22 protein-coding genes are annotated in these 25,043 nt (G+C 37.4%); 16 read left to right on the forward strand and 6 right to left on the reverse strand.

Annotated elements, in window-relative coordinates:
* Positions 1-33: 33 nt before the first annotated feature.
* A complete protein-coding gene (locus tag V0410_RS04250) occupies positions 34-525 on the reverse strand; it encodes a hypothetical protein (protein ID WP_062669418.1) in 492 nt (163 codons plus the stop codon).
* Between the two features lie 270 nt (positions 526-795).
* On the opposite strand from V0410_RS04250, the gene V0410_RS04255 reads away from it, so the two are divergent.
* Both V0410_RS04255 and V0410_RS04260 read left to right on the forward strand, forming a co-directional pair.
* Positions 796-1,947: a hypothetical protein gene (locus V0410_RS04255; protein WP_330746459.1), complete on the forward strand. Its 1,152-nt coding sequence runs from the start codon at positions 796-798 to the stop codon at positions 1,945-1,947.
* A 190-nt stretch (positions 1,948-2,137) separates the two neighbouring features.
* Positions 2,138-2,623 carry a hypothetical protein gene (locus V0410_RS04260; RefSeq protein ID WP_330746460.1) on the forward strand — a complete coding sequence of 162 codons (486 nt, stop codon included), beginning with the start codon at positions 2,138-2,140 and terminating at the stop codon, positions 2,621-2,623.
* A gap of 65 nt (positions 2,624-2,688) precedes the next feature.
* On the opposite strand, the gene V0410_RS04265 is transcribed toward V0410_RS04260, so the two are convergent.
* Positions 2,689-3,078: a Fur family transcriptional regulator gene (locus V0410_RS04265; protein ID WP_110011593.1), complete on the reverse strand. Its 390-nt coding sequence runs from the start codon at positions 3,076-3,078 to the stop codon at positions 2,689-2,691.
* Positions 3,079-3,164: 86 nt separating this feature from the next.
* Between V0410_RS04265 and V0410_RS04270 the strand changes: the two genes are divergently transcribed.
* From V0410_RS04270 to V0410_RS04280, 3 genes are all read left to right on the forward strand, one after another.
* The gene (locus V0410_RS04270; RefSeq protein ID WP_330746461.1) at positions 3,165-3,503 is read left to right on the forward strand and encodes a MerC domain-containing protein; all 339 of its coding nucleotides are present in this window, start codon (positions 3,165-3,167) and stop codon (positions 3,501-3,503) included.
* Positions 3,504-3,506: 3 nt separating this feature from the next.
* The gene (locus tag V0410_RS04275; protein ID WP_330746462.1) at positions 3,507-4,709 is read left to right on the forward strand and encodes a GTP-binding protein; all 1,203 of its coding nucleotides are present in this window, start codon (positions 3,507-3,509) and stop codon (positions 4,707-4,709) included.
* A 78-nt stretch (positions 4,710-4,787) separates the two neighbouring features.
* Positions 4,788-6,185: an alkaline phosphatase gene (locus V0410_RS04280; protein WP_330746463.1), complete on the forward strand. Its 1,398-nt coding sequence runs from the start codon at positions 4,788-4,790 to the stop codon at positions 6,183-6,185.
* 83 nt (positions 6,186-6,268) lie between these two features.
* On the opposite strand, the gene V0410_RS04285 is transcribed toward V0410_RS04280, so the two are convergent.
* The gene (locus V0410_RS04285) at positions 6,269-7,093 is read right to left on the reverse strand and encodes an anti-sigma factor (RefSeq protein WP_330746464.1); all 825 of its coding nucleotides are present in this window, start codon (positions 7,091-7,093) and stop codon (positions 6,269-6,271) included.
* 1 nt (position 7,094) lies between these two features.
* Entirely contained in the window at positions 7,095-7,664 is a 570-nt protein-coding gene (locus V0410_RS04290; protein WP_330746465.1) for an RNA polymerase sigma factor, read from the reverse strand.
* Between the two features lie 252 nt (positions 7,665-7,916).
* Here V0410_RS04290 and V0410_RS04295 point away from each other — a divergent pair, with 252 nt between their 5' ends.
* From V0410_RS04295 to V0410_RS04325, 7 genes are all read left to right on the forward strand, one after another.
* A complete protein-coding gene (locus V0410_RS04295) occupies positions 7,917-8,486 on the forward strand; it encodes a fasciclin domain-containing protein (RefSeq protein ID WP_330746466.1) in 570 nt (189 codons plus the stop codon).
* A gap of 77 nt (positions 8,487-8,563) precedes the next feature.
* Entirely contained in the window at positions 8,564-9,274 is a 711-nt protein-coding gene (locus tag V0410_RS04300) for a ferritin-like domain-containing protein (RefSeq protein WP_110011587.1), read from the forward strand.
* A gap of 23 nt (positions 9,275-9,297) precedes the next feature.
* Complete coding sequence (locus V0410_RS04305; protein WP_330746467.1) at positions 9,298-10,113, forward strand: ferritin-like domain-containing protein; 816 nt, start codon at positions 9,298-9,300, stop codon at positions 10,111-10,113.
* A gap of 401 nt (positions 10,114-10,514) precedes the next feature.
* Positions 10,515-14,441 (forward strand): response regulator, encoded by a 3,927-nt coding sequence (locus tag V0410_RS04310; protein ID WP_330746468.1) that lies wholly within the window; start codon positions 10,515-10,517, stop codon positions 14,439-14,441.
* Between the two features lie 12 nt (positions 14,442-14,453).
* Positions 14,454-14,810, forward strand: a complete 357-nt coding sequence (locus tag V0410_RS04315; RefSeq protein WP_330746469.1) for a response regulator transcription factor — start codon at positions 14,454-14,456, stop codon at positions 14,808-14,810.
* Between the two features lie 9 nt (positions 14,811-14,819).
* Positions 14,820-15,887, forward strand: a complete 1,068-nt coding sequence (locus tag V0410_RS04320) for a HEAT repeat domain-containing protein (RefSeq protein WP_330746470.1) — start codon at positions 14,820-14,822, stop codon at positions 15,885-15,887.
* Positions 15,881-19,318, forward strand: coding sequence for a sulfatase-like hydrolase/transferase (locus tag V0410_RS04325; RefSeq protein WP_330746471.1), 3,438 nt, complete (start codon positions 15,881-15,883; stop codon positions 19,316-19,318). The genes V0410_RS04320 and V0410_RS04325 overlap by 7 nt, the downstream gene beginning before the upstream one ends.
* Here the strand turns inward: V0410_RS04325 and V0410_RS04330 are convergent.
* Complete coding sequence (locus V0410_RS04330) at positions 19,315-20,550, reverse strand: YaiO family outer membrane beta-barrel protein (protein WP_330746472.1); 1,236 nt, start codon at positions 20,548-20,550, stop codon at positions 19,315-19,317. The two genes, V0410_RS04325 and V0410_RS04330, sit on opposite strands and share 4 nt — an antisense overlap.
* A gap of 189 nt (positions 20,551-20,739) precedes the next feature.
* Between V0410_RS04330 and xth the strand changes: the two genes are divergently transcribed.
* Positions 20,740-21,519, forward strand: a complete 780-nt coding sequence (xth, locus tag V0410_RS04335) for an exodeoxyribonuclease III (protein ID WP_330746473.1) — start codon at positions 20,740-20,742, stop codon at positions 21,517-21,519.
* Positions 21,520-21,589: 70 nt separating this feature from the next.
* On the opposite strand, the gene V0410_RS04340 is transcribed toward xth, so the two are convergent.
* A complete protein-coding gene (locus tag V0410_RS04340; protein ID WP_110011579.1) occupies positions 21,590-22,378 on the reverse strand; it encodes an XRE family transcriptional regulator in 789 nt (262 codons plus the stop codon).
* Positions 22,379-22,814: 436 nt separating this feature from the next.
* Here V0410_RS04340 and V0410_RS04345 point away from each other — a divergent pair, with 436 nt between their 5' ends.
* The 3 genes from V0410_RS04345 to V0410_RS04355 all read left to right on the forward strand — a co-directional run bounded on the left by V0410_RS04345 (position 22,815) and on the right by V0410_RS04355 (position 25,036).
* On the forward strand, positions 22,815-23,099 hold the full coding sequence (locus tag V0410_RS04345) for a bacteriocin-like protein (protein ID WP_002979306.1): 285 nt from the start codon (positions 22,815-22,817) through the stop codon (positions 23,097-23,099).
* 190 nt (positions 23,100-23,289) lie between these two features.
* Positions 23,290-23,652, forward strand: coding sequence for a hypothetical protein (locus tag V0410_RS04350; RefSeq protein ID WP_442879199.1), 363 nt, complete (start codon positions 23,290-23,292; stop codon positions 23,650-23,652).
* Positions 23,653-23,783: 131 nt separating this feature from the next.
* Positions 23,784-25,036, forward strand: a protein-coding gene (locus V0410_RS04355) for an IS3 family transposase (protein ID WP_330744717.1) whose coding sequence is annotated in 2 segments (ribosomal slippage) — positions 23,784-24,111 and positions 24,111-25,036 — 1,254 coding nt in all. Because the reading frame shifts where the segments join, the coding sequence is not laid out codon by codon here.
* Positions 25,037-25,043 lie beyond the last annotated feature (7 nt).

Here is a 25,043-nt window from a genome sequence, read left to right on the forward strand (position 1 = left end):
TGATAAAGGTTTTTTATATGGTACAACTATAATTTATCGTTTTATCCCAATCGCTTTTAATGCACTGGATGTTAAAAAGATATCATCAAACACCGTCAGTGATTCCACATCATTGAAGCCTGTAGGAATCAGGTCATTTTTATTAAAAGACAATTCAATAGAAGGGTCGTATGAAGCAATGATTCTCACTTTTGAATATCCATTATAATCTACCTTAAAGCCTTCAAACATACAGTTCTGCTCGGCCTTCTGATACTCTGCATATTCTTCGAAACCTACAATATCCGTTCTTCTTCCATCGTTATGGTCAAGAGATTTCCATGCGGTATAATTTTTCGGTTCTTTCAGAATATTCCCTTTACGGTCTACAGGGACAAACATTCCAAGAGTCAAACGCTTCTTTAAGAAATTGGCATAATTATTCATCAGATTCAAAATCTGAAGATCGGCATATCCTTCGTGTGAATAATATTCCAGCACGAAAGTTGTCATCGGAATCAGCTTAAGAGAAGCATCAGTGGGCATAATGAGTTTTTACTTTTTTGGCCGATAAAAATAGTATTTTTATTTACTTTACCCAATGGGAACAGATGAATAGGATGGAATTTATACCCATTCTGAATAACAATAACTTTGGCATAAACCCTGATTTTTCATTATTTTTGAAGGAATAACCACAGAAACCATTATGAACCATCTGCAAAAAACAGGATCGTTTTTGTGGATACCCATTACAATATGTTGAATAAGATACTATTGGCAGCCGGCATTTTTCAGTGCTGCTTTTATAATACCATGGCACAAAGCCCTGGCCAACGCCCTGTTTATACGTCAGAATGGGGACATCTCTTTCGTGAAAGTGGAAAAAATAAAGATCTTTTAGGAATATTTTCTACCGAAGCACCTGTTTATGTTCTGGATTCTACCCAAACACAATACAAAGTACAGGTAAGCAACGGTGATATTGGTTTTATAGACCGTCAGCCGTTACAAAAAAGCATGCGTGGGAAAAAGTCTGCCGGCGAACCCGCTCAGTATTTTTATAGAGGAACAGAAGGACATCAATGTCCGCATTTTTATGTGCAGGTATCTGAGCTGCGTGTACGAAAAGCGCCTACCACAGAAAGTAAAGCCATACGCAGGGCTGCTTTAAACGAACTTGTCTGTATAGATTATGTTCCTTTATATGAGGATGGCTGGATTTATATCGGGGATCACTTTCATGACAATCCGGAATATATTCAAATGAAATATCTGGGAACCGGACTTACTTACGACAGGATTCTGAAAGATTATCTTGCAGTTAAAGGTAAAAACAAGGAAAAAGAACTGGCTCAGGTGGGAAGATTACGTGAAATTGCATGGCAGGAAGATAAAAACCTTAAACAAGCATTACAGTACTGGAAAGAATCCAATACCGGCATAGAAAATCCAAAAGTAGATATCGATTTTGAACTTCTTCTGGCAGATCAACTGGCAAAAAAACCAGAAACTGAAGCTTATGAAAAAAAGCTGAAAGCCTTAAACATGCATTTTGTGTGGAAAGAAACCCAGCTTTTTGACGGCAAAATCACTGATACGCAGATGAAACAGCTGGAGATGCAGAAGGTAAAAGACATTCCCAATACCCCTGAATGCGGATGGGAACCTCAATATTTTTACAGAACCTCTGATATGATGGTTGCTTTTGAAGAATATAAAGGAAAAGTTTCCGGAAGCATTTACAAAATGTCCTTCAACAATGGCGAAGCTGTGATTCTGGGAAATGAACGTATGGATTCTAATTATAACGAAAAGGACTTTGTCAACCATTTTGGAAATTTACTCTCAACACGCTGGATTTCTTCTCCGCACGAATATCACATTCAGAATGGAGATGCCGGGCTCTTTATTTTTACTTTTAAAGAGGGGAAGCTTTTCAGCTATGAATGCATGTATTATTGTTAAAAGTTTTTAAATTATTATTATCATAGAGGCGGGCTAATCCCTGATTTATATATCAATAGAGGCGGGCTTTAGCACGCTTATTTTATAAAGTATCCTTCCATTGGCTTTAGCCGAAACTTAAAATATTTTCTAACATAAGTGATTAAATTTTAAAGCTGTATCTTTACGTCACCAAACAAAATATTACAATATGTCATTTATAACACCGGAAGGAGCCAGGAAGGCTCAGCTATCCCTATCTGAAAGAGCACCCGTTGCTCATGCTATTCTCTCTGGGAAAGAGAACATTTCGAAATACAACAGTGGAGTATGTCATGATGTGGTTGCTTATGCATTATATATGCGTGGTGCCAGCATAAGTCCTACTCAGCTTGCAGAATCGGCAGGACAAAAATGGTTAACCTTATTCAATTATCCGGCGGGAGAAAAGTGGGATGGATATACCCCTATTCCTGCAGGAAAAGCCATTGGTTTTTACAGGCTTATCGACAAAACATTCTTTCATTCGGCTATTACTACGGGAAATGGTAATGAAATCCGTTCTGTTAACGGTTTTTCATTAGGATCAGCATGGAATGTACCTGTAGATATGAAATGGGTACTGGGTAAAAAGAATTCTGATGGAACCTTCAATTATGATGGTACCAAGATAGAAGTCTATATTTCTTCTTTATAACAGAATTTATATTTCAATACAATAAAAGGCAGATCAGCATATTCGCTTTTCTGCCTTTTTACTTTTTAAGCATCGGCACATTTCGGGCATATCCCGCTGATGATAAAATTATATTCCTGTGCGATAAAATGTTCCGGCAGACTGATTTCCGGAATAGCGTTTTCAATACACGTCACTGAATGACATTCCTTACAGTTAAAATGAACATGATTATGAAAATGCTGTTCATGGGTACATTTTCCACTGCACTTTGCAAAATTCACTACACCATCAATATTGACGATCTTGTGTATTGCACCTTCGTTTTCAAGCCTTTCCAGAACCCTATAGATGGTTACTCTGTTGCACAGATCTCCCAGTTTCTTCTGAATATCAGAATGGGTAAGGGCAACATCCGAACTATTAATAAGGTTTAAAATTTCCGTTTTGGCGTGAGTATTTCTGACCTGTTTCATATTTTAATGCAACAAAGTTGCGTTATTTAAATTTTTATCTCTACTTTTGCAACAAAGTTACGATAAGAAAATTAATCCATACTATTATGAAATCAAAAATTCTTGATGCTGTAGGAATCTCCGCTGCTGTTTTATGCCTGATTCATTGTATTGTCTTTCCACTGCTATTAATTGTTCCATTGGGAATTTCCCATAATCCTTATATTGACCTTGCTTTCCTTTTTATTGGAGCCGTTGTAGTATTGAGAATAACAAAGAAAATGGAAAAACGGTGGCTGAAGTTTCTGTTCTGGATATCATTAAGCCTTATTTTCATGTCTATATTGACAGATTTTCTGTTTGAAGTTCATCTTCCTCTGATCTATATCGGAGCTGTCGGTTTGATTACAGGCCATATCATCAATTTTAAAAATCATAAACATTAAAACATGACTAAGAAACTTCCTGTAACGGTACTCAGCGGATTTCTGGGAGCGGGTAAAACGACACTACTGAATCATATTCTTCACAATAAACAAGGATTAAAAGTAGCAGTCATCGTGAATGATATGAGCGAAATTAATATTGATGCACGCCTTGTTGAAAATCAAAACACGCTTTCAAGAACTGAAGAAAAACTTGTTGAAATGAGTAACGGATGCATCTGCTGTACACTTCGTGAAGATCTTATGGTAGAAGTGGAACGTCTTGCCCGGGAAAACCGTTTTGATTACCTCCTTATTGAAAGTACGGGAATCAGTGAACCGATTCCTGTAGCCCAGACCTTTACTTATATTGATGAAGAGAGCGGAATAGATCTTTCCCGTTTCAGCTATGTAGATACAATGGTAACGGTGGTAGATTGTTTCAATTTTATGAAAGATTTTGGATCTAATGAACTACTGATGGACCGCGATCTTACTGATATGGAAGGCGACTACAGAACGATTGTTAATCTTCTGACTGATCAGATTGAATTTGCCAACGTGATTATTTTAAACAAAACAGATCTTATCAATATTGAGACACTGGGCTTTTTAAAAGCAGCAATCAGGAAGTTAAATCCGGAGGCGACCCTTTTACAATCAGAGTTTGGAAAAATTGATCCTCAAAAGATTTTGAATACGCAGCTTTTTGACTTCGAAAAAGCACAGTCATCCGCTGGCTGGCAAAAAGAATTACAGGCTGATCATCACACTCCGGAAACTGAAGAATATGGAATAAGTTCACTTATTTTCAGAGATAAAAAGCCCTTCCATCCCATAAGACTCTGGAAATATCTGAATCATCATTATCCGGAAGGAACCATCAGAGCAAAAGGCCTGTTCTGGCTGGCTTCAAGACCTGATGATGCATTGAATTTTTCTCAGGCAGGAGGTTCTTTCAGACTTGAAAAAGCAGGAGTCTGGTGGTGCAGCATGCCGATGAGCCACAGGGTTCAGTATTCATCATTTTCAGACAATCAGAATTTTATAGAAAGCAGATGGGATAAAAACTGGGGCGACAGGATCAACGAACTGGTGTTTATCGGCCAGAATCTGGACAAAGATCAGATGCTGGCAGCTCTTCAGCAATGTCTTATTAATGAAAAAGAAAAGGAACAATTCGATAAGAAACTAAGTTTTGAGGATCCGTTCCCAAAGAATATTTAAAATTAACTTTTAATTAATGCAACAAAGTTACGATAAAGAATTAAATATGATAACTTTCGGCATTATTTCAAAAACAATATGGACAGAAGAAAATTTCTAAAAGGATCTGCAATACTTTCAGGATTATTAACCTTATCGCCATCTGATCTCTGGAGCTTCGGGAAGAATACCGAACTGCACAGGAAAGGAAAAGCTAAGAATATTATTTTTATGATCAGTGACGGGATGAGCCTTGGAACGCTTTCAATGGCAGATCTGTATTCACGGAATATTTTAGGAAAAGGAAGTAACTGGCTTAATCTGTATCATGATAAAAAGGTAACCCGTGCTTTGATGGATACCGCTTCAGCAAGTTCTGTTGTAACAGATTCTGCTGCCGCAAGTTCAGCCTTTGGAGGTGGAATCAGAGTGAAAAACGGAGTTTTAAACATCGGAGCTAACGGAGAGAAACATCTTCCGATATGGCAGCAATATAAAAAAGCAGGAAAAAAAGCAGGCTGCGTGACTACGGTAACCATTACTCATGCTACTCCTGCCGGATTCTGTGTAAATTCTTCGAAAAGAAATGCTGAACCCCAAATTGCTGAAATGTACGCCGAACTTGAACTCGATGTGCTGTTAGGTGGTGGAGACGAATTTTTTAATCCCTCCAAAAGAGAAGACAAAAAAGACCTCTATTCTGTTTACAGCAAAAAAGGATACAGAATTCTGAAAACACAAAATGACCTGAAAGAAATCAAAGAAGGAGAGAAGCTGCTAGGTATTTTCAATACAGGAGCATTGCCTTACAGCATCGACAGAACTCATCTTCCGGAATATAAAAATACACCCTCTCTTGCTGAAATGGCCAATACTGCTATCCGTCAGATGAAAGATCATCCAGAAGGTTTTGTCCTTCAGATCGAGGCCGGAAAAGTAGACTGGTCTGCCCATGCCAATGATGTAGCGGCACTCATCCATGATCAGCTGGCATTTGATGAAGCGGTGAAAGCAGTCATGGATTTTGCCGAAAAAGACGGAAATACTTTAGTCATCATCACTACAGACCATGGAAATGCTAATCCGGGAACTATTTACGGAGCAGAGGCTACTACACATTTTAACAGCATTTCAGAATACAAATACACCAATGAATACATTCTGAACAAGATTAACAAAGATAATTCGGTAAAAGATATTAAAGACTGGATTTATGAAGGCAACAAGATTACTCTGAACGACGATGAAGCCAGGCATATGCTAAGTTTCTACAACGGTCTTGAAAAAGAGGAAGCAGGACTTTATAATTACAAAAAACTGCCTTTTAAACTGTATTCAGAAATTCAGAAAAGCAGGAATTCTGTGGGCTGGATCAGCATGGATCATTCCGGAGATTACGTGGAAGTAGCGGCTTATGGCCCCGGAAACGAGCTTTTACAGCCGTTTATTAAAAATACAGACCTTCACGATCTGATGCTGAAGGCCTGTCTGGTATAGACATTCATATTTTTTCATATTTAATTATTTGGGAGATACGAGGCGGATTGATTGTGTCCGCCTTGTTTTGTATCAACAGGGGTTTAGATTTCCCCCATTACAAACATATTTTCCATAGTCGGAACGCTGCTTCCGCCTTCTTTTTCAAGCGTAATAGCAAAAGCCTGAGCTTCCGGTATACTGGCCAAAGCAATTCTGCTGTCTTTATCTTCGGTGTACATCCCTGCATTGACCGGTTTTCCATCTTCTATGGCCCAAAGCTGATACTGCATACCTTCAGGGGCTTTAGGAAGTTTTTCTGCATTCAGATACACTTCTTTTGTTTTTTTATCCCAGAAAACCATGGCTTTGGCGTCTGTATGCTTTTCTACGCCCTTCAGCATCACCATCTGCATATCGGGATTAGAAATCATATCCATCTTTCGATTCATTTTTTCCATAGCCTGATCCTTCTGCTTTTTATCAGCTATCATTAAAGCTATTTCTTTTTGGCTGGCAGATTGCGTATTCATCCAGAATACATTTCCGCCAACACTTACGAGGAACAATACAGAAGCTGCTATGGCATATGTTTTCCAGGGTGTATTTTTCCTGAAATCATTTCTCTCTATAGCACTTTCCGTTTCTCTTTTTACTTCAGGAATATCTGGTGAAAGAGCAGGAGTTATTTCTTCAACCACCTGTTGCTGCTGAATTTTGTTCCAGATCTTAGATTTCAAATCACTTGGAGGTGTTACAGTCTGAGCTGTAGCAAGATGTTCCAAAGTTTTCTGTGCTTCTTCAAAAGCTTCTTTTACTTCAGCATTATTCTTCATCACACACTCCAAAATCCCTGCTTCCTCGGGAGAAGCATGGCCAAGAATATAAGATTCTATAATTCCGGATGATATGTATTCTTTAGTGTTCAATTTATTGATAATCTTTTAGCAAATCCTTTAATTTCATCAGCGCATTCCGCATTTTCGTTTTTACCGTTCCCAGCGGTATCTTCAGTTTTTCTGATATTTCATGTTGAGTATATCCCTGGTAATAAGCAAGGTCGATGAGCTCCTGTTTATCTGTTTCCAGACCTTCCAGCACGTTATTAAATCCAATATAATCGGAAGAATGGTTAGTCGTTGAAAGCTCGGCAGTATTATATACGAAATCCGGAAGTGGTTGGTTTTTAAGCTCATTCTGGAAAGCTTTTGATTTTAAATAATCAATGGCTGTATTCCTGGCAATATTGATGATCCAGGTATAAAACCTCCCTTTGGAAGCATCATACTGATGGATAGAGTTCCATATTTTAACAAAAACATCCTGAATCACTTCTTCAGTATATTCCTTAGACTGAACGATCCGAAGAATAATTCCATACAACGCACCGGAATAGTGGTCATACAGATAATGAAAACCGTTTTCGTTTTTTTCTTTTAATAAAACGATAAGCTCCTCTTCAGAATAGGTTGTTTTAATAATATTTATTTTTCTGTTCAAATGTAATAAAATAAAAGACATAATCAACAAAATCCAATACATCATTTATTTCGTACATGTTTTCCTGAAAATTATTGAAAAATATTCAATACGAAAATTATATTTCAAGAGTTGATTTTATTTTCCAGTAAAAATAATATACTGAAAATCATATAGTTACAGTTTATTTTATTTTTTTTCAATCTAAAACAAAACCGGCCTCGTAAATGATTTTAGAAACACATTCAATATAATTAACTAAAAATCAACGTAATGAACACACAGTCAAGAATCACAGTTTTAGCAATGGTAGTTTTATCATTTGCTTTCAGTGGGAAGGTAACTGCACAAACGATGAAAGAAAAAACAGTAATGGTAGGGGGAGCTCCCATGTATCCTTCTAAGAACATTATTGAAAATGCGGTCAACTCAAAGGATCATAAAACCCTTGTAGCTGCCGTAAAAGCTGCCGGTCTGGTAGAAACATTACAGGGTGCAGGACCTTTTACCGTATTGGCACCTACAGATGCAGCCTTTGCCAAACTTCCGAAAGGTACCGTAGAAAACCTTGTAAAACCTGAAAATAAAGCGATGCTTACTTCTATTTTAACCTATCATGTTCTTCCGGGAAGGTATAGCGCTAAAGAAATATGGGCCGCTGTAAAAGCAGGAAACGGAAAAAGCATGATGAAAACTGTACAGGGTGAAGATCTTACATTCTGGACAAAAGGTAAAAATCTTTACATAAAAGACGCAAAAGGAAACAGCGCCAAAGTAACGATTGCTGATGTAAACCAGTCTAATGGAGTGATTCATGTAATCGATACAGTATTGATGCCATAACAAATTCTAAGTTTCAGACAGCATATTCCAATGTGCTGTTTTTATCTCCTATTTATCCAACACTAAAAATAAATACTATGAAAAAAACAATTCAGGTTTCTAATCAGGGTGCAACCCTTGATACCAGCAGAAGAAGCTTTTTAAAACTAAGTGGAGTAGGATTGGCTATTGCAGGCCTTACCATCATCGGATGTAATGATGATGATGACTTCCAGATTATAGAAGAATCAAAGTATGATCTTGGAACCGGAGATGTAGGGGTATTAAATTATGCCTATGCTTTGGAACAGCTTGAAGCAGATTTTTATACAAAGGTGGTCAACAATTTTTATACAGGAATTTCCAGTATTGAAAAAGAGATTTTTACAGACCTCTATCATCACGAAGTGATTCACAGGGATTTTTTTAAAGTTGCTATTAGTGGTGCTACAGATCATGTGCTTCCTAAGCTTGAATTCCAGTATCCGAATGTAAATTTTAATGATAGAAATTCAGTACTGGCTACAGCAAAGGCATTGGAAGACACCGGTGTTGCAGCGTACAATGGAGCAGGAAAATACATTTCCAATCCCGCTTATCTCGTGATTGCCGGTAAGATAGTTTCTGTGGAAGCCAGACATGCTTCTGCCATCAGAAATTTAATCAATCCCGGATCTGCAGATTTTTCAGGAGATGATGTGATCGATGCCAACGGACTTGATCTTGCCAAAGAGCCCAAAGATATCGTAATGGCTGCCGGAGCTTTTATCAAAACACCATTTACCTGGAAAGAAAGAGGAATCAACTAAACATCACCCTAAAAACTCACATTATGAATATTCTTAGATTACTGGATAAGCTTTCTGATGATAAATTTTTCACGAGGGAAGCATCAAGATTAGATACGATTACTGATATTTCATTATTTGGAAAAAAAGCAGCGACAGCAGCTGTACCCCTTGGTTTGGGTGCTATGATGGCCACCCCTGCCAAAGCAGAAACTACCAAAACAGCATTAACAGGTACTGCTTTAAAAAGTACCCTTACAGATGCTTTACAACTGGCGCTGGTACTGGAATATCTTGAAAATGAATATTACAGCATAGGATTGTCAACCCCGGGACTGATTCCCAATGGAGACAGAACCGTCTTTATGCAGATTTCAAAGCATGAATCCGCTCATGTAAGTTTTCTGAAAAGTACACTGACTTCTTTAGGAACAACTCCCGGAAATAAACCTATTTTTGATTTTACAGCCGGCGGAAACTTTATGCCTTTTACAGATTATAACCAGTTTCTTATCCTTGCGCAGGCTTTTGAAGATACCGGAGTGAGGGCTTACAAAGGGCAGGCAGGAAATGTGATGTCCAACAAAGTGGTTCTGCAGGCAGCGTTACAGATTCACTCCGTTGAAGCCAGACATGCCTCACAGGTAAGAAGAATGAGGGCGAACAAAGGATGGATTGAGCTTGCCAACGGAGGAAGTATGCCTTCCGCCACCAATCCTGTTTATGCAGGAGAAGAAAATACCAACCAGGCAGGTTATAATACCGGAACTTTATTTGGTGCTGCAGCAGGTTCTGCAGCGTACGACGAAATTTTAAGCGGCAGCGATGCACAGGCCATTGCTTCCCTGTTCATAGTATAGTTGTGATTTGGATGATGATAAGTGGTGAGTCCATTTCCGTATTTTTCAGGGAATGGACTTTTTTATCAATCGTCAGGCCTTAAGAAAACACATAATCAATATCTTATATTCATCCGGATCTACCCACTAAGCATCATATTTCCTATATGGTGCATTTTGTTTCATAATTCTTATTACTTCCATATAACTTCAGAATTCCTAGAAGATAATCAAAAATTAACACACATATAGGTTTATTAACATATTTACTGTAATAGAATACAAAATTATTTCGTAATTTGGTTTACTTATTAAAATAATAATTTAATGCGCTTAAAAATATTTAAAATATAAACTTTAAGGCCTTGATTATCATTTTTTAATAATCAAAAAAGAAAAGTCTCTAATTGTTGATATAACATATGAAGAAGTATCCAATTCCTGCGAATGAAGAAAGCCGAATGAAGAAACTGGAGTATTTTGGTCTTTTAAACCTTGAAAAAGATCCCCAGTTAGATATTTTTGCAGAAACCGCATGTCTGGTGACAGACTGCCCGGCAGCACTTATAGCCATGATGGAAAGCGAAACCCAGACCATCCAAAGCTGTGTGGGGCTTGCCCTTGATTTTGTAGACAGGAAGAATACTGTATGCCAATATTCTATCGCAAGTGGAGATATAGTAGTGATCAATGATACTTTACTGGATGAAAGATCTTCTGATAACCCGCTCATTCTGGCAGGAGGAATCCGGTTTTATGCAGGAGTACCTCTTATTGATGATGAAGGATTTGTATTGGGAACCATCTGCGTTATCGACTATAAGCCTAAAACCATTACGGATGATCAGATTTCAACCCTGAAAAAAATAGGAGAAGCAGTCACAAAAGTTCTCATGGGAAAAAGGAAAAATATCCAGGCTGAGTATTTTCAGCAGACTTTTACCATTTCCAATAATCTGATCTGTGTTCTGGATAAGGATTTTGTGCTGAAAGATGTGAACCCGACTTTTGAGAAGGTGTTTCAATTAGATAAAGCAGAGGTTATCAATAAGAATTTCATAGATCTGATAGGGAATCACAATTCTCAGCTGCAAATGCTTTCCAAAAATCTTCCCGATACCGACGAAGAAGTTACATTTACAACTTCAACAAAGATAGATGATACTCAAACCATCATAATTGAATGGTATTTAAAGCTCAATCAAAACCACTCGGAGATTTTTTGTTTCGGAATCAATATCACCCATCGTATCGAAGAAAAGAATAAACTGGAAAGCTCTGAACGCCGCTTCAGAAGCTTCTTTGAAAACGCCATAGGATTGATGAGTATGCATGATATGGAAGGTAATATCATTGCTGTCAATGAAAAAGGAAGAGAAACCCTGCAATATTCTTCTGAAGAAGTAGAAAAATTGAATTTGAGAGACCTTGTTCCCAAAAAAAACTGGTATCTTCTTGAGCAATATCTCGAAAGAATCAATAAAAACCAGGAAGATTTCGGAACCATGATCCTGAAAACAAAAGGAGGTGAAGAAATGATCTGGATGTACCACAATCTTGTGGAAATCAACAAAGAAGGGAATCCTTATGTGGTAAGTACTGCCCTGAATGTTACGGAAAGAATAAGTTTGGAAAAAGATCTTGTTCATACCAAAAAGATGCTGGAACAAACAAGTGCCGTTGCCCAGGTGGGAGGATGGGAAGTCAACCTGAAAAACAATACCGTTTTCTGGTCACAGTCTACCAGAGAAATCCATAAGATAGACCGGGACTTCCAGCCTGATTTTGAAAATGCACTGGGTTTTTACAGTGAAAAAAGCCGCGAAAAGCTGGAATTTTTATTCGAAAAGGCTGTAAAAGAAGGCGTTCCCTACGATGAAGAATTACAGCTTATACAAAATGACGGCGTGATGATCTGGGTAAGGGTAAAAGGGATCCCGGAATTTGAGGATGGAGTATGCACCAGAGTCTACGGAATCATTCAGAATATTGATACCTTCAAAAATATCTACCTTGAGCTGGCCAGGAAAGAGGCTATGCTGCAATCTTTTGTAAAATATGTACCTGCTACGGTAGCCATGTTTGATAAAGATCTCAATTATGTTTCTGTAAGCAGAAGCTGGAAAGATGAGTTTCAGATGAATGACATCAGGCTTATTGGTGAAAATATGTTCAAGATATCGCCCAATGTACCGGATGAAAGGTTAAAAATATATCAGGATGCCCTGGCCGGGAAAGCCTATAAAAATGAAGACATGGCTATAGAAATTCCTGGTAAAGAAATCATTCAGCATTACAGTGTAGAGGTGACACCATGGTATCTTTCCAATAATGTTATAGGAGGAATTATTGTTTCTGCCCAGAATATTACAGCTTCAGTAAGAATCAACAGAGAACTGAAAAACGCCAAGAAAATGGCAGATATTGCCAGCAATGCAAAAACTGAATTCCTAGCCAACATGAGCCATGAAATCCGGACTCCTCTGAACGGGGTAATCGGTTTTTCCGACCTTCTTTTAAAAACTCCATTGAACGAGATACAGACTCAATATCTCCATTATATTAATGAATCAGGAGAAAATCTGTTGAATATCATCAATGACATTCTTGATTTTTCTAAGGTAGAATCCGGGAAAATGGATCTTATTGTGGAAAAAGCCAATATTTACGATATGGTAAGTCAGGTAATCAATGTTATCCTTTACCAGTCGCAGAAAAAAAATATAGAGCTACTGCTGAATATAGAACCGGGACTTCCTGAAACAATCTGGCTGGATGAATCGAGGCTGAAACAGATTTTAATCAACCTTCTCGGAAATGCCGTAAAATTTACAGAACAGGGAGAAATAGAACTTAAAGTAGAAAAACTAAATCTGGACAGCAAAAATATCAAACTCAGATTTTCCGTAAGAGACACCGGAATTGGTATTCCTAAGGAAAAACAGCAGCATATTTTCGATGCCTTTACCCAGGAAAACAGCTCGATCAGCAAACGCTATGGAGGAACAGGTCTCGGATTGACTATTTCCAATAATATCCTGAAATATATGGGCAGCAGCTTATCATTGGTAAGTAAACTTCATAAAGGTTCTGTCTTCTATTTTGATATAGAGGTTCCTTATGAAATATCTGATCGTCATGAGGTTGAAGAACTACCAATCAATAAAGTTCTTATCGTAGATGACAATGAAGCCAACAGAATTATTATTCAGCACATGCTGGCTTATAAAAATATAGATTCAAAGCTGGCCGCCAATGGAATGGAGGCCCTTCAGATATTACTTGCCGGAGAACGCTTTGATGTGATCCTGATGGATTACCATATGCCTGTCATTTCCGGGCTGGAAACCATAGAAAAAATTAAAGACCTGTTTGATCAACAGAAAGAATCGTCTCCTTTGATTATCCTTCATACCTCATCTGAAGAACATGATGTTATTAATTATTTCCGTCAGGAAAACGATTCATACTTCCTGTTAAAACCTATCAAATCAGAAGAACTCTATAAAACATTAAGCCGGGCCGTGAAAACTACGGAAAAAGAGGTCACCAGCATTTCAAAGAAGGAAACAGAGGCATCCTTTCTGATGCAGTCGCCACAGGTTTTACTCGTGGATGATAACCCGGTTAACATGGTTCTCAACCATAAAATGATAGGTTCATTGATTCCTGATGCGGAGCTTACAGAAGCTACAGATGGGCTTCAGGCATGGCAGCTCTGTCAGGGGAAAAAATTCAATATCATTTTAATGGATGTTCAGATGCCGGTAATGGATGGTATTGAAGCTACAAAACAAATCCGTTTGCTTCCGGAATATTCCGATATCCCGATTATTGGTGTCACTGCCGGTAATGTGTTGGGAGAGAAGGAAAAGTGTCTGGATTCCGGGATGAATGACTTCCTTCCTAAACCTTTAAGACAAAATGATCTGCTGGAAATACTGAAAAAATACATTCCTGGTGAAAATAATGTTCCAGATCAGAATAATGTTCCGGACGAGAATACCACAAATACAGAAAATGATCTCGATATAAACCTTCTGAACGAACAGATAGGTGATGATGATGAAGATTTTAGAAAAATATTCCTGGATCTTGTCATGCAACAACTCATTCAGGCTGAAGAAGATATTAAAAAACACGCAGCTGAAAAAGACAGTACCAATCTGAAACTGATCCTTCACAAGCTTAAAGGAACAGCCGGAACAGCGGGGTTGGTAACACTTACAAAAAATACGGCCAGCTGGGAGAGTAAAGCGGAACCCGACATGGATTTTATCTCCATGGAAAAAGAAATGATCCGGGAAATAACAAAAGGATTACAATTAATTAAAAATTTAATACAATAAAAAACCAAAATTATGCTGATTCTAATCGCCGAAGACGACGAACTGATTCTAAAAACGATTGAACATAAATTAGTAAAAGAAGGGCACGAAGTGATCCTGACCCGCAACGGGAAAGACGCTATTGAAACCCTTAAAACCAGGGAAGTAGATCTGGCCATCACAGATATTATGATGCCTTTTGCTTCCGGAATTGAAATACTTTCTGCCATTAAAACCATGGGCAAGCAGATACCGGTAATCATGCTTTCCAGCATGGGGCAGGAGGAAGTAGTACTGAATGCCTTCGATTTGGGTGCAGCCGATTTTATTGTAAAACCATTCAGTCCCAATGAATTGATACTAAGAATAAAAAGATTTTCTTCAAAATAAACGACAACCATGTTTCTCACCACTTCTGTGCATTTTCTCTTTCTTGTTTTTCTGGGAATGCTATCTTTAGTACTTTTACTGATCATCGTTGTACTGATCTACAGCTTTTATCAGTACAGAGAATCTATTCGGGTTTTCAGATGGTCTGAAATGATCAATAAAAAGATCTCAGAAGTAATTGTATATGGTGAAGAAGAATTGGCTGCAGACACTAACTTTTCAACAGCATCTGGTAATCCTTCATTCAGAAATCTGTTTCTTCAGAAACTGGCAGAATCCGAGAAAAAATTTTCCGGAGCAGCACAGAATAAACTTAAAGATTTATTTCATGAATATGGCCTTCAGAAAGAAGCATTGAAAAAACTCAATCAAAAGAAGGAACATATCATTGCTGGAGGAATACAGGAACTTACCGCCATGCACGTACAGGAAGCGTTGCCAAAAATTTCTACATTTTTAACCCATCCTTCAGCTCAGGTGTATCAGGAAGCACAATATGCAATGGTTAACTTTAAGGGTTTTGAAGGTCTTCATTTCCTGAACAGCATTTCAACCAAAATATCAGAATGGCAGCAGCTTCGTCTGCTTATTTCCGTAACACATATTCCGGAGAATTCCCGAGACAGCATTAAAAGCTGGATGGAAAGTTCTAATGAATCCGTAGTTATTTTTACCCTTAAACTCTTAAGAAAATTTCAGATATTATCTCTCTATCCAACAGTAACTGATTTGTTGAATCATCCATCTGCTGATGTACGGGTTCAGGCAGTGCAAACTTTATTATCGCTGGAAAATTCTTCAACAATCGCTGATCTTATAGAAATCTATCCACATCAGCCAGCTGAAGTACAGAAAGAGATTCTCAAAGTCATGAAAAAGTCAAAAGACCAGTACAGTACGGATTTCCTGAAAGATCAGTTATTGGAAAATCCGGATTCAGGGATAAAAGTATATGCAGCAGAAGCTTTATGTGCATTGGAGAAACAGGAATTCCTGAAAGAGATATCCCAAAAGGAAACCTCTTCTGAAGAACTCATTCAAATTATTAAATACGCATTACAGGAAAAAGCATGTTAGAATTCTCACACATCATCTATGAAGTTGTTATCTGGCTGTTTCTGATTTACGGAACAGCAGTAGCCCTTATCTATGGCTGGATAGGAATTTATGCGCTTGGCGCTGTATTACGTTATAAAAAAGAAAATACATTTACAGACTACAGTATTATTGCGGCCAATCCCAATGCTCCGGTGTTCAGCGTTATTGCTCCGGCATATAATGAAGGAATGACCATTGTAGAAAATGTACGTTCACTGTTATCCCTTTACTATCATAATCTGGAAATTATCATTGTAAATGACGGAAGTAAGGATGATTCCATTCAAAAGCTGATTGAGGCTTACGAACTTGAGTCTGTAGCTTATTTTATTCAGGGAAAAATTGAAACCAATGCAGTAAGAGGAGTTTATAAAAGTAAAAATCCGGCCTTCAAAAAACTGATTGTTGTTGATAAAGAAAACGGAGGAAAAGCAGATGCCTTAAATGTTGGAGTCAATATTTCTTCCGGAGACTATCTGGTCTGTATTGATGTTGACTGTATTCTCGAGCAGGATTCGATTTTAAAACTCGCAAAACCAATGCTGGAGCAGACTGATAAAAAGTTTATTGCCTGCGGTGGAGTGATTCGTCTGGCCAACAATTGTGTCATTGAAAACGGAAAAGTAGTAAGTGTCAATATGCCGAAAACCCTACTGGGAAGAACACAGGCATTGGAATATATCCGGGCTTTTGTACTGGGACGTATGGCATGGTCCAGAGCATCAGGACTGATCCTGATCTCCGGGGCTTTTGGAGTCTTTGACCGGAAAATTGTACTGGCCTGCGGCGGCTATGATAAAAACACAGTGGGAGAGGACATGGAGCTGGTGGTAAGAATGAGAAAGTACATGGAGGAAAAAAACGAGCCTTATGAAGTACTTACCATTCCGGATCCGCTATGCTGGACAGAAGTTCCGGAATCCAAAGATATTCTCAGAAAACAACGAAACCGATGGATGCGCGGCACCATGGAAACTCTGTGGAAACACAGAAAACTCATGTTCAATCCGAAGTATAAAAAATTAGGGATGATCAGTCTTCCTTACTGGTTCTTCTTTGAATTCCTGGGTCCGCTCATCGAATTTTCAGGATATATTATCTTTATCATCTTTTTATTGCTGGGAATTATCAACTGGCCCTTCTTTCTGATCTTGTTTGCCCTCGTCATCTCAATGGGATTCCTGTATTCCATCTATGCGATATTGGTGGATCTTGTCAGCCATCAGGTTTATACCAAAAGGAAAGACTTCCTTAGACTGATTTTTACCGCTTTTTCCGAACCTTTTTATTTCCATCCTATTGTGGTAAAAGCAGGGGTTAACGGATTTATAGATTATTTTAAAAAATCTCATGGCTGGGGCGAAATGACAAGACAGGGCTTCAATCAAAGTACCCAGCATTTACCGCTGAAAGAAAGGATATATGCTATTCTTCAGGCAGGACTTAAAAAATGGGGAATGCTGGCGTTGGCTTTCTTTGCTTTATTTTTATTAGGAGTCGCCGCAGAATCACTGTGGTACAAATATACTTTTCCAAAATTTGAAACGTCAGCCATTATTGGTCATCTTTTCTTGGAAAACATTTTATTTGCGCTTCAGCTGACATTCTGTATCGGAATTATATATCTGATTATTAATTTTGTCAAAGAAGGCTGGGCAAGAATTCTGGGAATAATCACCCTGCTTATTGTAGCAGTTACTCAATATATTTTGTTCCTGTATTTTTCTGAAACCCGCAATGTTTTGGGTGCCGACCTTTTATACTACAGCAAAGAAGAGATGAAGCAGATTTTGCAGGCAAGCGGAATGCTGAACTTCAAAAACTTTGCATTGCTGGGAATTTTAATCATTGGGTCCTTGATTCCTTTGTGGATTGCAGGAAAAGCAGCTTTAAAATCAATCTATCCGGGAATGATACTATTGATTTTCGGGTTAGCAGCATTCTTTATTCCTTCCAATGTAGTGGGAGCAAGGATTTTGAGTTCCGAAAGTGAGTTTAATCAAAATGCGGCAAAAAGTAAATGGGCTTATTTTTTTAAATCCAATGAAGATAATTTTATCAGTGACCATCCGGAACTCACTGAATTGCTGAGCGACAATGAAGATTTTACTGCCAATGCAGAAATGATTGATAAAAATTTTCCGTTCTGGAGAAAAGAAAACACACCGGACTTTTTAGGTTCTTACTTTAATCGATCTGAGAAAGTTCCCAATCTTGTTTTTCTTGTGATGGAAGGTTTCGGACATGCGTATACTTCCCCAAAAGGATATATCGGAAACTTTACTCCTTATCTTGATTCTTTATCCCATAAAGGATTGTATTGGGAAAACAGTTTAAGCTCAGCAGGAAGAACATTCGGAGCATTACCATCATTAACGGGATCTCTTCCCTTTGGTAAGAACGGCTTCCTTGAAATAGAACAAACACCGGAGAATTTCAATCTCTATAACATCCTTAAAGCAAACGGTTTTGAAACCGGATTTTATTACGGAGGTCATGCATCATTTGACCGCTACCGTGAGTTTCTGGAGTACAGCGGAGTAGATCATATTATAGACCAGGCTTCCTTCAGCAGCCCTTACCGTAAGCTTCCTGCGAGCAACGGAGAGAGCTGGGGATATGAAGACCAGGCTGTTTTAAGTAAAATGCTGCAGCAGCAAAAACCCCAGAATCAGCCTTATTTCAATATGATTCTTACACTTTCAACACATAATCCTTTTTTAATCAATAATAAAGACTATTATGAAAAGCTGTACAATCAACGACTTAACTCCGGAATTTTAACTCCTGAACAGAAAAAATGGGCATCTGCCCACAAAAATCAGCTCATTTCGGTATTGAATGCTGATGATGCTATGAAAAATTTCTTTGAAAATTACAGCAAACGGCCGGACTTCAAAAACACTATTTTTGTCATTACGGGAGATCACAGTATGCCTGAAATAACCTTAGAATCTAAAATTGACAGATTCCATGTTCCTTTATTAATCTATTCTCCGTTATTAAAAGAATCAAAGCGATTCTATAAAACGGTAAGTCATTTTGATATTGCGCCTTCCATTCTGGCATACTACAGAAATAATTATCAAATCAATACCCCTTCTACAGTTACATGGGTTGGAAGAGGTTTTTCCGCAGATTCTGAAATCAGCAAGGCCGGAATCCCTATGATGCAGAGTAAAAACCAGCTTATCGATTTTGTATCTGAAAAATATTATATCCATGACGGGCAGCTTTTCACCCTAAAAGATATGGAGGAAGATGCTTCCAATAATGCTGCGGCCATGAACAGGATCAACGCCAGGTTTAATCAGTATAAAAGCATGAATACCCGGTTTTATTCCACAAAGAAACTGATGCCGGATTCGGTAATGATTAATTTTAAGAAAAAAACAAGGCCAAAGTTTTAAAACTTTCGGGTATAGCCTAAAGTAATATCAAACTGATTTCCTTTCTCACCCGGACGGAATTCCTGGTTATAATACATGGTTCCTACAGAAAAAAGATTGACAGAGCGGTAAGAGAAATTATACTCAGCACCTATTTTAAAAGTTTTAAGCTTAAAGGTTTCATTTTCCAGAAGGTTATTTCGGTATTCTTCCGGGCTTATCCCGGTTCCGATCTGAAAGGCAACATAATCCTGAGCGCCTTTTGTGTAATATCTCACCGTTCCGGTATAAGAATGTGAAATATTTTTACTGCCAGGTGTAATATAAGTACGAAGGTTGAACCAGAAATTTTTATAATATTTTCCTACAGCCGCAGTATACATCCAGATACTGTTGCTGAAATGAAGCTGACGGTAACCCAGCTCTGCCTCAAAACTATGAGGAAGATTGGCATTCAGGGAAACTCCGGTACGGTATTTCGGAAACAGACCTACATCATCAGAATATCCTCCGCCAACATATAAATAGAACATTTTGGAAAGTCTCGGATAGGCTTCCAACTCAATCTGTGTACCACCTTGGGCAAATTTGTTCGCATAGTTTCCACGAAGGATCACGGAACCAATAGGTGTAATTCTTTTATAACTTACCCCCACAATGTGCCAGTCGTCATCAAACTGTTTGTCAAAATGGGAATAGTTGTAAATAATTCCAACAGCATTTTTAGAAGACAGATCCTTGATTCTTACTGCAAGAGCCCTTGCTTCTGTATTTTTGGGATTAATAGATAATAGAGTGGTTACCGCTTTGTCAGCTTCTTCATAATGATCCATTCCAAAATATACTTTTGCCTTCAGCAGCAGTAATGCCTCAGATTTTGAATGATAGGAAAGTCCTTTATCTATAATTTCGATAGCCTTTGTATTCTGATCATTCCAGTATTCCAGTGAAGCATACGCCAGGAAATAATCTTCATCCTGAACCTCTCTTTTTCCAAGATCTTCAAACACAGCTCTTGCCGCTTCAATATCTTTATTCCAGGTATATAATCTTCCTAAGAAAACAGAAATATCGGTATAATTGGGAGCTTTTGCCAGCGCCTCTTTTGCCAGGGCAATAGATGTAGTATAATCTTTTTGTTCAAAAGCGGTAGTGCGGGCTTTAACAAACAGTTCATCAGCAGTAAGATTCTGCTGGCCATACATTGTAATGGGAAAAAGTAATGCTAATAAAAAGGTCGGATATCTTTTCATCGAAGTTTATTATTAATGAGCTACATCTTTATCACAAATATATTGAACTTTTATCTCTCTACCCAGAGATTATTCATCAAAACTTATCTTTTTAAGATTATTATTCCGCAAAATATCAAATAATAGATATTTATGATGGAATAATTATTGTCGTAATTGAAAAGAATTGATTTTCTAAAAACCTTCATCATGAAAATAGCAACGTATAACGTGAACGGAATCAATGGCCGGCTGCCTGTTTTGCTGAAATGGCTCAAGGAAGCTTCACCGGATATTGTCTGTCTTCAGGAATTAAAAGCTCCTCAGGAACGTTTTCCTTTACAGGATATCAATAACGCAGGATATGAAGCGATCTGGAACGGCCAGAAAAGCTGGAACGGAGTAGCCATACTGGCCAAAAATAAAGAAATAACTGAAGTACAAAGATCTTTGCCTGGTGATGCAGAAGATGTTCAAAGCCGGTATATAGAAGCTATTATTGATCAAATGGTCATCTGCTGCCTGTATCTTCCCAATGGAAATCCTTATCCGGGGCCTAAATTTGATTATAAATTATCGTGGCTCAAACGTTTTAAAAGACGAACCAATCAGCTTATCAAAATGGAACTTCCCGCCATCCTTATCGGTGATTTCAACATTATTCCGGAACCTGTCGACGTTTATAAACCTGAGCACTGGGAAAATGATGCCTTATACAGAACAGAAGTGAGAAAAGCATTTAAAGAACTCCAGAAAAAAGGCTGGCTGGATTCTCTGCGAAGTCTTTATCCTGATGAGAAAATCTATACATTCTGGGATTATTTATACAAAGCCTACGACCGCAATGCAGGAATGAGGCTGGATCATATTTTATTAAGTCCTTATCTTCAGCCGAGATTATCATCCGGTGGAGTAGACAGCCATGTGCGGGGTTGGGAAAAAAGCAGCGATCACGCTCCGGTGTGGATTGAACTTTCGGATCATCCTTGATAACTGAAGTCCCTATATAAAAAACTCCCGGTATAAAACCAGGAGTCTTTATATGATATCTATTTAAATATTAAGATTGCTTGCGGCGGCGGCCTGAAACCTTTTTGTCAAGATCCCTGATATCCTGTCTCAGTTCACGGAACATCTCTTTAAAGTTGTAGCTTTCATAATCACCCGGCTCAAAATCTTCCGGGAAAATTCCTGAAGCATACTGCCAGATTTCCACTACTTCTTCAAAAGGAATATCATAAGGCTCGTAAAATGAATTATCAGCACTTACGCAAATTGCATTTTCCTTTCTTTCTTTAAAACGCTTGTAGGTAATTCCGTCATTTAAAGTAACAAAAACATAGGTTTTGCCTGGTTTCAGTTCATTAATTCCTTCTACATATTTTCCTACAATATAAGATCCGCTTCTGAAAGGAGGCATAGAATCACCATCCGCAGGAAAAGCCCTGTATTTACCATTGGTAAGAAAAGGAAGAGCAATACGCTGAAGACTTTCAATGTATTCTATATCGCTATAGCCTTCCAGATACCCCATTGATGCCTTCTGAGGAATAATTTCTATGGTATCGTTTCCATGAGTATCCACTGCTACCGGAAGAACGATTCTGTTATCAGGAAGCTTTAGCATTTCATCTATCGGATGCTTTTCAATATCTACAGAAAGCATAAGATCAATACTCACATGGAAATATTTTGAAATTTTTACCAGCAGCTCGATAGGAGGCTCCGAAATTCCGTTTTCATATTTTGAATACCGAACTCTTGAAATCATTAGTTCATCGGCTACATTTTGCTGGGAGAGCTTTCTCCTGGCTCTTAAAAAGCGTATATTATTTGAAAAAACTGACATTGATATAAGTATGTCAGCAAAAATACAAAATTTGATTCCTTTATCAATCAACCCAAGTGGGTTTTACCCGATAAGAGTACAAATTTCATCGATGTTTTTTAATTTTTATCTAAAATGAGGAAATCAAGGTATTTCAGCTTATCCATTTTACCTGTTACAGCTCTTTGTAAACGGTTTTTCCCACATTGAAAAATAAATATCAATAATTAAGATTTAATGCAAAAATAATAACTCCAAACTCCATAAATTGAGTTATGCTTTTTAACTTTTAGAAAATCAATCACATATAAGTGAAAATATTATCCTCATTAATTTATATTTATATTAATGAATTATTAAATAATATAAACATATAATTAATTTATTTAAAATAATTTGCAATTCTATTATTATTATTCATATATTCGTGATGTAATAATCATATAAAATTATAGTTATGAAAAACTTAAAAAAATTGGACAGAAACGAATTAAAAGCTATTTCAGGTAACGGATTACTAGATCCAATCGGCGGACTTCTAGGTGGACTAGGAGGAGTAGTTGGTGGAGTAGTAGGCGGTGTAGGTACTATCGTTGGTGGCGTAGTTACTGGCGTAGGATCTACAGTAGGTGGAGTAGTTGGCGGTGTAAGCACTGTTGTAACTAACGCTTTATGCCAGACACAATGTGTTGTTAATGGTGTAATCCACATCAAATTACTTGAGTGCGGATCAACTTGCTAGTCAGAAAGCATTACATGTAAAAATTATGAGGCTGTCTAATAAGACAGCCTCTTTTGTATTCTTAAAAATTAAATTTTCCTGCATTACATTATTCCATAAGGGTAATTTGAACTAGATCTTAAAGAAACCTTTCTATTTATAACTTTTAAGATTTAAGCTTGGGGAAGCATGGTATACTCAAGATGTACCCATTCAGGCCGGACCTTATATTTTTCGAAATTTACCCGGATTAATCATCGAGATGGCAGATTCTACCGGCTCTTATAAGTTTAACCTTTATTCTATAAAGAAAAAATCTGATACATTAGATTTTGAGAATATATACAAAGGAGCCCTCACTGTTCCGCAAAAGCAGTTACAGAAAGTATCTTTAGATTATTATAATGATCCATTAAGAGAAATGAAATCAAGCAATGTGCAAGCAAAATTTATAGATGAAAGAGGAAAAGAGGTGAAGCCAAATTTCAGAGAAATGACCAAAACAATCCAGTCCCGTCTGAAGAAGTACAATAATCCGATAGAGCTGTCGGATGCTATAAAATATCCGAACTAATGTAGATTGAGATTAAACATATTCATAATATTAATGTAATAGTTTCAGCCGCTCTTTCCAGAGCGGCTTTTTTTTATGTATGTCTCGTCCTGAAAAAGGTTGACTAAAAAACCATAAAATTAGTCATCCTTATGAATCTAAAAAAAACATCGTCCCCTGTCCAAGAATACAGTGAGGCATTCAAACGACAAGTTGTCTCTGAATATGAACGGGGATTATATACAAAATCCCAATTGCAAACTCGATACAATATTCGGGGTAATTCATGCATTTCTAGTTGGTTAATAAAATATGGTAACTTTACTTATGAAAAACAATTAAGTAAAGGCAGACCTATGAAAGATCCACAGAAACAAAAGATTAAAGAGCTTGAAGCTGCTTTATCCAAAAAGGAAGAAGAGCTCAAAGTGTTTAAGAAATTTATAGAAATCGCAGAGCGTGAGTTGAAGATTGAAATTGTAAAAAAGTCTGGTTCCAATCAATCCAGGAAATAAGGCCGTATACAAATCTTTCACTGGAAGATATCTGCCGATTGTTTGGATACAGTAAACAAGCTTATTATAAAAGGAAGAAACAGCCTGATTCTATCAATAATCAAAAAAGGATTATAGAACTGGTATTATCAATTCGTAAAAAGATGCCTAAAATAGGGACTCGAAAACTTTATGTATTACTTAAAAATGATTTTTCAAAAGAGGATCTTCATATAGGAAGAGATCGGCTGTTTCAACTTTTAAGATCGAATTATCTTTTAATTCCCAGAAGACACAGTTATTTTAAAACAACCAATTCCAGACATTGGATGAAGAAATACCCGAATATTATTAAAGAAAAGGAGTTGAAATGTTCAGAAAAAGTTTGGGTTGCAGATATTACCTATCTGAAGACCAAAGAGAAAAATTATTATCTTCATTTGATTACCGATGCCTATTCAAAGAAAATTGTAGGATATGAACTAAGTGATAATTTACAGACTGCCTCCACATTGAAAGCATTAAAACAAGCCCTAAAGAACAGGGTGTATAAACATTCTTTAATTCATCATTCAGACAGAGGATTGCAGTATTGTAGTAAAGAATATACTGAAACGTTAAGGAAAAATGATATTCTTATCAGTATGACCGAGAACTCGGATCCTTATGAGAATGCTGTAGCAGAGAGGGTAAACGGCATTCTGAAATATGAGTTTGGATTGATTGATACTTTTGAAAACTTTAAGAATCTCTCACAGCAGCTTGACCAATCAATTTATTATTATAATAATTTAAGACCTCATTTTTCCCTAAATTATAACATCCCCAGCCAAGTGCATATGAAAAATAACGTGAAATTAAAAACATACAAAAAACAAAATCAGAATAGGAAAATTCCTACTCTGATTTAAGTATATT

Origin of the sequence: Chryseobacterium sp. CP-77 (assembly GCF_036362765.1) — a bacterium.
Classification (GTDB): domain Bacteria; phylum Bacteroidota; class Bacteroidia; order Flavobacteriales; family Weeksellaceae; genus Chryseobacterium; species Chryseobacterium cupriresistens.